Annotated in this window: 4 protein-coding genes; all 4 read right to left on the reverse strand. The window is 57.2% G+C overall.

Annotated elements, in window-relative coordinates; all coding sequences use genetic code 11:
• Positions 1–18 precede the first annotated feature (18 nt).
• The 4 genes from ACOZB4_RS02725 to ACOZB4_RS02740 are packed head-to-tail and all read right to left on the reverse strand — an operon-like array spanning position 19 to position 12,836.
• On the reverse strand, positions 19–10,335 hold the full coding sequence (locus tag ACOZB4_RS02725; protein WP_422759464.1) for an amino acid adenylation domain-containing protein: 10,317 nt from the start codon (positions 10,333–10,335) through the stop codon (positions 19–21).
• A gap of 14 nt (positions 10,336–10,349) precedes the next feature.
• Positions 10,350–11,153, reverse strand: a complete 804-nt coding sequence (locus tag ACOZB4_RS02730) for a type II CAAX prenyl endopeptidase Rce1 family protein (protein ID WP_379406143.1) — start codon at positions 11,151–11,153, stop codon at positions 10,350–10,352.
• A complete protein-coding gene (locus tag ACOZB4_RS02735) occupies positions 11,150–11,959 on the reverse strand; it encodes a CPBP family intramembrane glutamic endopeptidase (RefSeq protein ID WP_379406142.1) in 810 nt (269 codons plus the stop codon). The genes ACOZB4_RS02730 and ACOZB4_RS02735 overlap by 4 nt, the downstream gene beginning before the upstream one ends.
• 4 nt (positions 11,960–11,963) lie before the next feature.
• Positions 11,964–12,836: a CPBP family intramembrane glutamic endopeptidase gene (locus ACOZB4_RS02740; RefSeq protein ID WP_379406141.1), complete on the reverse strand. Its 873-nt coding sequence runs from the start codon at positions 12,834–12,836 to the stop codon at positions 11,964–11,966.
• Positions 12,837–12,896 lie beyond the last annotated feature (60 nt).

Here is a 12,896-nt window from a genome sequence, read left to right on the forward strand (position 1 = left end):
TAGGCTCAGAATTTTGGTTCAAGCAAGCTTGCTTGCCGCAAGCACAGCACTGATTTTTTTCTTTGCTCCGTCTTCGACCAGCGCGTGTATGATCGCCGTATAATCATCCGCCAGCGCCCAGGCATTTTCTTCGCGGAAAAGACTTGTCGCATATTCCAGCGTAAAGCCGATCTTGCCGTCCCGCTCCGCCGCTTCAAGCGTCAAATCGAATTTGCTGACGCCCGGATCGAATTCCTTGGGATCGAATTCAATGCCGCCCGAACGGTAAGCGACGCGATCGATATTTTGCAAAATAAACATCGTATCGAACAGCGGGTTGCGGCTGCGGTCCTGTTCGATTCCCAGCTTTTGCACCAAATCCTCAAACGGGTAATTCTGGTGTTCCAGCGCCCGCAGCACATCCTCATGCAGCTCGGTCAAATAGTCGCCAACGGTCCGGTACGATTCCGGGAAGCTGCGAATCGCGACCGTATTGACGAACATCCCGATCAGCCCTTCCAGCTGCGCATGATTGCGGCCTGCTACCGGTGTGCCGATAATGATATCCTCGTCACCGCTCCATTTACTCAGCAGCATCGCATAAGCTCCGAGCAGAACGGTGTACAACGTCGTGCCGCGCTCGCGCGCAAACGCCTTGATCTGGAGCGTCAGCTCCTCATCCAGTCTGAAGTTGATCAGACTGCCCTTGAAGATTTGCAGTTCCGGTCTTGGCAAGGAAGTCTTGAGCTCCAGCGTTGGCAGTTCCCCTTCGAACGCCTCCAGCCAGTAGCGCTCATGCCCCATATAGGCCTCGCTGCCGATTTGTTCTTCTTGCCATACCGTGTAATCCCGGTACTGGATATCCAGCTCTGGCAGCTCGCCGCCGCCGTACAAAGTGGTCAGTTCCTGCAGCAGGACGCTGGCGGAAACGCCGTCGGTAATAATATGATGCAAGTCCAGCAGCAGCAAATGGCGCTCCTCGCCAAGCGGAATCAATCCGGCACGGAACAGCGGGAGGCTGCCGAGATCGAACGGACGGATAAAGCGCTCCATCAGCGCGCTGATGCCGCCGAATAATCCTTCGTCTCCGCCTTCCGCGAGCAGCTTGCCCGCCGCCATTCTCAGCCTGGCACCCTTCTCCAGCGTAAATACCGGCTCCGCATGCACGCGCTGGCGGAACTCGTCCTCCTCGTGATGGAACGTCGTTCGGAGCGATTCATGGCGGCGTATTATCGCAAGGAAAGCTTCCTCCAGCCGCTCCACATCGAGCTTGCCTTGCATATGCACGGCGAACGGCACATGGTACGTCGTTGCCTCGCCCGAGATCAGCCCCATCATAAACTGGCGGCGCTGCGCCCTCGACATCGGGTAATGCTCGCGCTCCGGCTGCTTCGGAATGTGTGCGGCCGCCACGGTTCCGCTAGTGTCCAGATGGGCCGCTAAACCTTCAAGCGTAGGGTTCATAAAAATATCACGCAGCGGCATTTGGATGCCAAAGCGTTCCGCAATGCGGCTGATCATGCCCGCCGCCTTCAGGGAATGGCCGCCAAGATCGAAAAAGCTGTCCTTGGCGCTGATCGCATCCGTACCGAGCAGTTCCTTCCAAATCTCCGCCAGCTTGCGCTCGGTATCCGTCGACAGCGGAACAAGCTCGCGTATGCCAGCGTCGGCCGGTCCCGGCTTCGGCAGCGACCTTCTGTCGATTTTGCCCGTTGGCGTAAGCGGAATCGCATCCAGAACGACCATGAAGGCCGGAACCATATAAGAAGGCAGCTTGTCCCCAAGATATTCGCGCAGCTGCACGGTCAATCGGCCGGATGGCGCGGCGCCGTCCGGCTCCGCATCCGATGCCGCGACGTTCAACATGACGACATACGCGCAAAGCGCATATTCCCCATCCTCTTCCTCAAATGCGGTAACGATCGTTTCCTTCACCTGCTCATGGCGAAGCAGCAGCTGTTCAATTTCACCAATTTCAATCCGGTGGCCCCTGATTTTTACCTGGAAATCGCGGCGTCCCGCGTAGGCGAACTCGCCATTTTCAAGCCTGCGCCCAAGGTCGCCCGTGCGATACATGCGTTCGCCCGGCGCATACGGATTCGGCACAAAAGCGACATCCCATTCGGGATGGCTGAGATACCCGCGCCCGACGCCCGGCCCGCCGATGCAAATTTCGCCCGTCACGCCTGTCGGCTGCAGCTTCAGTCCTTCGTCAAGCACCATCATGAGGGAACCTTCGATCGGCGTACCGATCGAAATCTCCTCGCCTTCGGTCACTTCCCGGATTGAGGTCCACACCGTCGTCTCCGTCGGACCGTACAAATTAAACAATCTGGCTCCGGTAGCGGCGCGCAGCCTGCCGAGCACATCGGCCGTGAGCGGCTCCGCCCCGATCATCAATATGCGCAGCTTTTGCAAGCCATCCGTTTCGCCTCGCTGGTTCATCCACCATTTGAAGCGCGACGGCGTAATTTGCAACACATCGATGCCGTGCGTGTCGATCAGGCCTTGCAGCAAGGCGGCGTCGCCCCGTTCCTCTTCGCTCGCGAGTACAATCCGCATACCCAGTGTGAGCGGAAGCAGATTTTCAACGACAAAAATATCAAAGGAGGCCGATGCCATCGCCAGGATGCTCTGACCCTTCTCAAACGGAATCCGGTTTCGGAAGCCGCTGATAAAATGCGCCAGCCCGCGATGCTCGATCATCACTCCTTTGGGACGGCCGGTCGAGCCCGACGTATACAGCACATACGCCAAATGGTCCGGCTTATGGACTAACTCCGGATTGCCTCTGTCCGCCGCATACAGCTCCGGATCGTCCAGATACCACTCGGCAACGGCTCTCGTTACGACTCCTGCATATACTTTTTCCGTCAGCAGAAGCGCTTCGCCGCAATCCTCAAGCATCCAGTCGATCCTCTCTTTCGGATAAGTGGGATCAATGGCAACATATGCGCCTCCGGCTTTCAGAATCCCCAAAATGGCCACAAGCAGCAGCGGGCTACGGGACGCCATCAGCGCGACAATGCGCTCAGGCCCCACACCCTTCGCCCGCAAGGAATGGGCAAGCCGATTCGCGCGTTCGTTCAGCTCGGCGTACGTCACCGTCTCCGTGCCGAATTGAATCGCCGCCGCATCCGGCGTGCGCGCCGCCTGGCGCTCCACCTCCTGGACAAACCCCGTCCATTCCGTCGTGGCTTGCGAGGAAGTCATCGCATCTCCTTGCTGGTCCGTCGTGTCTTTCTCGGCTCGAGTTTCCATCCTACCATTGCCCTCCTCTCTGCTAGCGGCCAGTACCGGCATGCTTCCTCCGGCCAACAGAGCCAGCAATTGATCCCGCTCGCTTTCACTCATCAGCTCAAGCTCGCCGACCGTGCGATCACGAGATCTGCACATCTCCCTTACGAGTACGGTATAGCTTTCCGCCATACGGCGCGCGATTTCTTCATGAAACAAATCCGTTGCGTATTCCAGTTGAAGCTCGATTTCCGCTTCCCGTTCCACCGCTTCCAGAGTCAGGTCAAATTTGCTTGTCCTCGTCTCGAATGGCATCACACCAAAGACGAGCCCGCCTGCTTCCATCACCGCCCGGTCCATATTTTGCAAGACAAACATGGCGTCAAACAAAGGATTGCGGCTTCTGTCGCTATCTGCCTTCAGCCCCTCGACCAGCTCCTCGAAAGGATACGTCTGGCGCGAAAGCGCCTCTACGACATGGTTATGCAGCTCCGCCATGTAGGCCCTTACCGTCTTGTCCCTTGCCGGCCTAGTCCGCAGCGCCAGCGTGTTGACGAACATGCCGATCATGCTATGCGTATCGGCATGCTCCCTGCCGGCGGCGGGAGTGCCCACAATCACTTCAGCCTGCCCGCTGTATTTGGCCAGTATCGCGGCAAAAGCGCCCAGCAGAACCGTATACAGTGTCGTCTTCGCTTCCCGCGCCAGCTTTCGCGCCTCCGCCGTTGTCCGCGCGTCCAGCCGGAACGAATGGCGACGGCCCTTATAGCTCGGTAGAGACGGCCGCGGCCGATCCGTCGGCAGCTCCAGCACAGGAAGCTTGCCTTCGAAGATTTCCATCCAGTACCGCTCATCCTCCGCATAAGCGGCATTTGCAAATCCGGCTTCCTGCCACACCGCATAATCGCTGTATTGCACGCGCAGCTCCGGCAGCGCTTGTCCGGCATACAACTGCGACAGCTCATTCACCAGCAAACCTGAGGATACGCCGTCCGTAATAATGTGATGAACATCGAGTAGCAGCAAATGATCTTCCTCATTCAGCTGCAGCAGCCCCGCACGCAGCAGCGGCAGATTGTCCAGATGGAACGAGCGCTGGAAAACTTCCATCAGCCTCGTCACCTCGGCGCCGTCCGGCGTTGCTCCCCGCAGTGCTTCGGCACCGTACAACGCTGTAGGGTCCAGCAGCTCCAGTTTGAACGCATACGGCGGATGAACCATTTGCCTGAACTCGTCCTTTGTCATATGGAAGGTCGTCCGCAAGCTTTCGTGGCGCGCGATAAGCGCCGTAAACGCGCCTTCCAGCCGCGCCGCATCCAGCCTGCCCTGCAAGCGGAGCGCGAACGGCACATGATACATGGTGGCGTCTCCGGCCAGCATTTGCATCATATATTGGCGGCGCTGGGCGCGCGACATCGGATACCAGTCGCGGCGCTCCGCCTTCGGGATCGGCTCGGCCGCCACAACGGCACCGTCCCGCTCCTTCAGCCAGGCGGCTATTTCTGCAATGGAGGTAAGCTCGAATATCAGGCTAAGTGGAACCAGGGTGCCCGTCGCCTGCTGCAGCTTTCCCGCCAGCACGGCAGCCTTCAAGGAGTGGCCGCCGTGCTCGAAAAAGTCGTCGTGAATGCCGATTGGCCCGGCCGTATCGCCCAGCACTTCCTGCCAAATGGCGGCGACGCGCTCTTCCATCCCGTCTCGCGGCAGCTCCGGCTCCACCCGCTCCTGAAGTCCGAATTCCGGCTCCGGCAAGGCGCGCCGGTCCACTTTCCCGTTCGGCGTCAGCGGTATCGCGTCAATCGCCGCGATATAGGCCGGAATCATCGCTTCCGGCAGCTTGTCTTTCAACTTTCTTCGCCATTCCCGCGAAGGGAGCTTGTCCGAAGCGACCACATACGCGCACAGCTCCTTGTCGCCACTTGCCTGCTCGCGGGCGACCACAACCGCATCCTCCACCTCGGGAAGGGAAATCAATTGCGAGCGAACCTCGTTCATTTCAATCCGCACGCCTCTGATTTTTACCTGCTGATCGGCCCGGTCCACATACACAGCGTTGCCGTCCGGCAGCCACTTTGCGATATCGCAGGTGCGATACATGAACCGGCCCTCGTTGTACGGATGCGGCAAAAAGCGCTCGGCTGTCATATCCGGTTTGTTCACATAACCGTCGGCAAGGCCGCTGCCGGCAATATACAGCTCCCCGGCTGCACCGATTGGAGCAAGCTGGCCGCCATAGCCGAATATATAAATTTCGACATTGTGCATCGGCCCGCCAATCGGCACATAGCCGCCGCGATAAGCGCCCGGCTTGTATGTGTACATATTGGAGCAGACCGTCGCCTCCGTCGGGCCGTAGCCGTTAATAATCCGCATCCCGGGATTAAGCTTCGTATACAGCTCCAGCGTTTCGTCTTTAATCGGCTCTACCCCAACGAGCATTTTGTCCAGCGTAATCACGGAAGCCGATTGTTCCAGCAGCCGCGCAACCTCTTTCAGAAAAGACGGCGGCAAATAAGCGAATGTAATCCGCTCTTCCGCAATCACTTCGGCAATTCGCCGCGGATCAAGCAATTTCGGCTCCGGGTAAAGTACCGTGCAAGCCCCGAACATAAGCGGCATAAATAGCTCCGCTACGCTGACGTCAAACGAAATATTGGTGAGGCTGAGGCATCTGTCTCCCTCACCGTATTGTCCGTCAAAAAACATCCTGAGCGAATGTCCGAAATTGTAAAAGCTGCGGTGCGGCACCATGACGCCCTTCGGCTGACCCGTAGAACCGGAGGTATAGATGACATACATCGGATCAGCGGCGTCCTGCGGCCATGCGGCGACGGCATCGTCTCCGCCGGAGAACAGCGTCTCATCCGCAATGTCCAGCACCTGCAAGGTGGCCGGTACGACGGTCGTAGATCCGGAACGCGCACCGTCCGCGAATACCAGCTCCGCGCCGCTGTCCTCCAGCATATAGCGGATGCGCTCCTCTGGATAATGCGGATCTACAGGCAGATAAGCGCCTCCGGCTTTCATAACGGCGAGCATAGCGGTCAGCATGGGGATGGAGCGCTCCGCCATGATGCCGATTACGCTGCTGCGTCCCACACCTTTGGCGCGCAAGGTTCGCGCCAGCGCATCGGTACGGCGATCCAGCTCCCGATAGGTCATGGATTCACCGCCGCAAGCTACGGCCGGCAGTTCGGGAACGGCCAGCGCCTGTTCCTTAAAGCAATCATGCAGACAGCGCGGCGGCGAAAAGTCCGCTTCTCGTCTCCCCAACGCCAGCATGTGCAGGCGCTCCTCCTCCGTCAGCATCTCCACTTCGCCTAGTGTGGCGTCGGGACGGAGCGTCACGCTGCGCAGCAGCTGCACATAATGCCGCATGAACCGCTCGGCTGTCGCGCGGCGAAACAAATCGGTATTATATTCCACGACAAGCCGCAATTCCGCACCATTCTCCACAGCCTGAATCATTAAATCGTATTTGGCGGTTCCATGCTCAAAGCGCTGGTGGCGATACGACAACCCCTCAGATGAAGCGTTTGGAATACCCAGGTTTTGCATGATGAACATCGTGTCAAACAGCGGACTCCGGCTGGCATCCCTTCTGTCCATCCATTGCGCGATTTCCTCGAATGGATAATCGGCGTGGGCGTAAGCCCCAGTCGCCATCTCTTTCACTTCGGACAAAAAAGCTCTGAATGGCTTGTCCGCGCGCGGATAAGCGCGCAGCGCCAGCGTGCCGGTGAACATGCCCGCGATCGCTTCTAGCACGCGCCTATTCCGTCCAGCAATCGGCGTGCCGACGGCAATGTCCTCGGCCCCTGTATAGTGGGCGAGGAACGTGTAATATGCCGATAGCAGCACCATAAACGGAGTCGTGCCCGATTCGGCCGCTAGGCTGCGCACAGCCTTCGTCAAACCAGCCTCGACGTAGACGTCGAACGTTTCGCCGCGATTGCCTTTGACGAGCGGCCGCGGGGCATCGGTTGGAAGCGCAAGCGTCGGCCAGTCTCCCCGGCATTGCTCGCGCCAATACCGTTCGGCGTTCCCAGAGAGCGGCCTGCTCTCCTGCCATACCGCATAATCCTTGTATTGCAGCGGCAGCGGCGGCAGCGAACCTCCCTGATATAAAGTCATCAGGTCGGACAAAAGAATACCCGCCGACATGCCATCGGATGCAATATGATGCATATCAAGAAACAGCACATGGCGCTCCGGCCCCAGCGTCAGCAAAGCTGCGCGGAGCAGCGGAGCCATATCGAGCCTGAACGGCCGAAACAAGCTTTGCAGCATGGTCTCCGCTTCCGCTTCATCGGCCTCCATGCGAATCAAGCGGAAAGAAATGGCGTCGTGAACACGCTGTCTGATCTCTCCGTCGATGACGTGGAAGGTGGTGCGAAGCGTCTCGTGACGCTCTACAATGGCTTGCAGGACGGCCTCCAGCCGATCTGCATCAATAACCCCGTCCAAGTGCAACAATTCAGGCAAATTATAGCTGCGATCATCCGGCATCGCCTGCTGTTGCAAATACATACGTTTCTGCGGCGATGAAACCGGATAATGCTCTTGCGGAGCCGCCTTTGGAATCGGCTCCAGCGTATCGCCGAACAAAGAGTCGGACACTTGGCCGGTCAATGACCCGTCTTGCATCCTGGTTACTCTTGATCCGCCAACACCTCCAGCCGCCGCTTGACCGTCACGAGTACCGTCCGCCATTTCCCCGTCAATGGTGCCGGCTACCGCTTGCCCGCCGTTCGCCTCTTTCTCGCCGATCCCAACGCCTGCCCCTTGTCGATCATGCCCTACGCTTGTTCTTTGCGCTGTCACCGCGCCGCTCTCCCTGAGACGCTGCTCGATCAGTGCTGTGAACGAAGGCAGATCCGCATGTCCCAGCAAATCCGCCGCCTGAATGCGGACGCCCACAAGCTCGCTGACCCGGTTTACTATTTTGAGCGCAATAATGGAATCTCCGCCCAGCTCATAAAACCCGGCATTCGCAGGCAATTCGTCATAACCTAGTAGCTCTCCCCAAACATCTGCGACATGCTGCTCCCATTCCATGCCAGAGCGCTCCCCGGTTAATGTAACACCACGGCGGCGCTGACTTGTCATCCCGCCGCTCCGCTCCAGCGCGGTTTGCCATCTGGCAAACGTCTCGTTCATTTCTTGCTCAAGCTCCTCGGGAATATCTCCACCAAGCGTATCGAGCCTATATTCGCTCCAGGCCGCAAATGGCGTATGAAGCGCTGCTCCAGCCCGCGTCTCCTCCACCCAGCAACGATGAGCATCGAACGGATACGTCGGAAGCGGCAGCCGATGGCAGCGTTGTCCCCGAAAGATTGCCTTCCAGTCGATCTCGTATCCGCCCACGTAACGTTGGCCCAGCTCCAGCGCTTCCAATTCCCGTTCATTTGAACCGGGTTGCTGTCTCATATTCCCGACCGGAGCTGAGTCGGCTGTCCCGAAGAGGACGTTCGGCAGCGCAAGGCCGTTAAGGCCGCTTTCGGCAACGGAATGCAAGGTGTGGACAAGCTCCTCCCAGCCGCTTACCGCAATCGCCAGGCGATACCGATGGGCTCCCCGCCCAACGGCCAAGGTGTAGCAAAGATCGGCTAGGCTGCGGTTCTCATCACCGCGTTGCTCCTGAGCCCAGTCCCGCATCAGCAGCACGAGTCGCTCCAGCGCCGTCATGCTGTGCGCTGACAAGCAGAACAGCTCCGCTCTGTCCGAATGCCCCGATGGTGTACCGGTAGGAGCCTCCTCCAGCACAACATGGCAATTGGTCCCGCTCATGCCAAACGCGCTTACTCCACATCTTCTTGCTTCGCCGTTCGTCTCCCATGGCGTCAATTCGTCATTGACATAAACGGGCGAATCCACAAACGGAATGTTGCGGTTGGGCGAGCGATAATGAAGCGTTGGCGGAAGCTGCTTGTGGACAAGTAACAGGATCGCTTTGAGCAGCCCTGCAATGCCGGCGGCATGGTCGAGATGGCCGATATTGGTTTTCAGCGAGCCGATGGCGCAAAATTGCCGCTTATCGGTATATCTCCGGAAGGCGCGCGTCAGCCCGTCGATTTCGATCGGGTCACCGAGCGGGGTTCCCGTGCCATGAGCCTCCATATACGTCAAGGTTTCGGGATCAATGTCCGCATCCTGCCAGGCGCGCACAATGACGTCCTCCTGAGCGAGGGCGTTCGGGGCGGTAATGCCGACCGAGCTGCCGTCCTGATTCATCGCGCTGCCTTTGATGACAGCATATATAGGGTCGCCGTCCTCCTGCGCACGCGACAGCGGCTTAAGCAGCAGTGCAATCACCCCGTCGCCAATGCCAGTTCCATCTGCCGAGTCGTCGAATGTTCTGGCCCGGTTGTCGCTTGACTCGATGCCAAGCCGTATACCGGTATCAAGTGGCAGCACGTTAATCTTGACGCTGCCGGCAATCGCCGCCTCACATTCACCGCTGCGAATTGATTGACATGCCAGATGGACCGCTACCAGTGAGGAGGAGCAGGCGGTGTCCACGCTGATCGCCGGTCCGCGCAAATTAAGCAAATACGAAATCCGGCTCGGTATCATGGAGCTCAGATTGCCTGGCGCCGCCATGGACAAGGCATCCGGGTCCAAAGCTTCGATGATTCGCTTGTAATCATGCAGCGCGTCCCCGTTATAGCCCATAAAGACGCCGGTGCGCGAACCATGCAGCGCAGCTCCGCCGTACCCTGCATTCTCAAGCGCTCCCCAGGCCGTCTGCAGGAACAGGCGTTGCGCTGGACTCATCAGCGAGGCTTCCTTGGGCGAAAGCCGGAAAAAAGAATAGTCAAAACCCGAAATATCTTCGATATACGCCCCGTCAAAAAAGGAAACGGAGCCGTATTGCGCCTCCATGCGGCGCAAATACGGCTTCAATTCCTCCTTGCGGGAATCCGGAAATCCGCCTACCAGATCTTTACCACTCCGCAGAAGCTCCCAGAATGCTTCATGCGATTCCGCGCGCGGCAGCTTAGCGGATATACCGACAATCGCAATATCCTTTAGGGAAACATTGGAGACGGATCCCCCGCTCCGCCCCTTCCGCCCGGATGTGTCTTTTTTGGTATCCAGCAAATCCAGTTGAAACATGGCGCCCTTACCTCCTAGTTAGTAATGGAATTGCTTACGGCCTGTTCTTTGTCCGCCCTTCCGCCAATCCCGCGCAGCAGCAGCAACATATGCGCCGCGATGCCGAGTCCGCTGATCAGGGCTAGTAATCCAAGCGTACCGAGCTGCCAATCGCCCGCCCATTGCAGCACGATATACAAAGTGCCTGTGCTGCACACATGAGCCGCAAGCGACCCCCAAAGCGAATACGACCCGGCGCGAACGGCGCCGTATACGATCGCACCTAGCGCCGCAAATGAGCCGACCGTCACATTCATAAATACCGTTCCGAACAATACGGCCTGGAGCAGAACTGTCCACGGAACCGAAAGACGTTGACGCAGCGTATGGAACAGCATTCCTCGGAAAAGCCATTCTTCCAGCAAAGACCCCAGCAGCAAGCTGCCGAACACAAAAATGATCAGGCTGCCGCCAGCGACAAAAGCGACCAAATCCGAAATGGGAGGAAAGGTCGCTTTTACCCACGGAAGACGGGTAAAAGCGCTGATAAACAAGCCGAGCCAGACGCCTGTCCCGGCGGAAAGCAGCAAAGATCCGGCCCGCGCAGGAACTAATCCTAAATCCTTCAGCGAAATTTTTTGCCAGCGAAGCAGTGGAATGTAGACGGCAAGCACGATGATATTGGATACAATCAGCACAATGCCGGAATTGCCTTTGATCCATTCTTTCAGCCCGGGATCGCCGACCCAGTTGTAGAGGACTTGATTGACAAGCATCACGACCGTCGCATAAATGACCAAATATAAGACGGTATTTCCCGCTATTCGCAGTCCCTTCACAATGGCGTCACCGCCTCGGAAGACAGCGTCGAGGAGATCGAAGTGCGATGCTTGACCGCAAGGAATATGCCAACCGCAATCATGGCGGCCGCCACAGCCATCACAACCGACATGACGGTGACGTCCGTCGTCTCCGGCCCGTAATGCCAAAGCAGGTATTGGCTGCCCTGACAGGCGACTTGCGCGGCAATCGGCGCCCAAATGGATTTAAACCAGACATACAAGAGCGCAAATATAACCGCGCCGAGAAAACCGTACAGCGACAGCGGAATGTCTCCGAAAAAGAACAACGCCCCATACAACACGCCCTGAATCACAATTGCGATCCAAACCGGGAGTACGCGTCTGAACTCATTCATCAGAATGCCTCTGAACAACGTCTCCTTGTAAATATTTCCGAGAATCAGGAAAACCAGAAATACATACCATTCCGCGCGGTTCAGGTAATCAAACAATTCGCGGAACTGGTACTTGTCCGATGCAATGGCGGGAAGACGGGAGAATGCGACCGTAAACAGGCCAGCTCCAAGCCCGATCCATAAAGCGATCGCTACTGATTTGCCGCCCATCACGCGAAACTTAGCCGCCTTAAACAGATTTTCTTTGAATATAAGCCTCCAGGCCAGCAGCATGAGCGGCAAACCCACCATATCGTTCAAAATAATGACGGTTACCGTGTTCTGTTCAAACCACGTGCTTTTGGGGTACACATAATCAAAAAATAATGTCGTTACGGTAAAAAACCATGCAAAATACAGGCCGATAACAACAGCCACGCGAGCCAGCATCATTCCCCACGACTTCATGCGGTCAGCCCCCCTTTTGTGCTGCTGACGGCGTGTCAGCCGTCAGAGCATGACCGGCGCGTGCGCCGATGCCGCCGCTGCCAGAGGTCCGCCAGACATAGACGGAACCTCCAATCAACGCAGCCAGACAGAGCGCTGTAATAATATACAGCGAAACATCGCCCAGCTTGCCAAACCATTCGTAGAACCCGATGTATTTAAACAGAAAGATTGTGCCCATGGTCGTATTCTGTACCAGAATAGGCGCCCACAGCGACCCGGTGCGAAGATACAGTGACCCGTAAATCAGGCCCGAACCGATGCTGATGACCGAAAGCGCCAGGCTCGGCTGGAAGTAGGCGTATGCTGCGGCTTGCAGCACCAGGGCCACATATACCGGCATAACCCTGCGAAGCTCGCTGAAAATGAGACCCCTGAACAATATTTCTTCAAATGCCGGGCCGATCAAACCGGCGCCCAGAATGACATACCAGATCGAATCCCCCCTGATCGTATCGTTGACAAGCGCGGGAATGGACGGAAATTGCCGCGCAATATCGTCAATGACGATCAGGCCGATACTGAACAAACTTCCGGCAAGACCCAAACCAATCATTAACAAGACGCGCGAGGCTTTCAGCCGTTTAAAGCCCGACGCGCGAAACAGATTTTTTTCCGCATGGGGCCATATCCATCCTTTGATACGAAAGATGAGCAAATAAACAAGCGTAATCAACGTGAACAGAACAGCCATAAACATGGCTGGATTGCGATCCAGAAACTTGGCGAAGGACAGCGTCACTTCGTAATTGTAAGTAGAGCGAAGCAGATAGAGCAGCGCATAAAAGACCCCGAGATAAAGAGCGATATTACCTATCATGATCAACACTTTTTTCACAGGAATGCCCCTTTCTTCCTTCTATCAGATGTATTCTCAGGGTCAGGCTAAGCCCGACTT

This window comes from Paenibacillus sp. NPDC058898, assembly GCF_049316025.1.
Lineage (GTDB): Bacteria > Bacillota > Bacilli > Paenibacillales > Paenibacillaceae > Paenibacillus_AQ.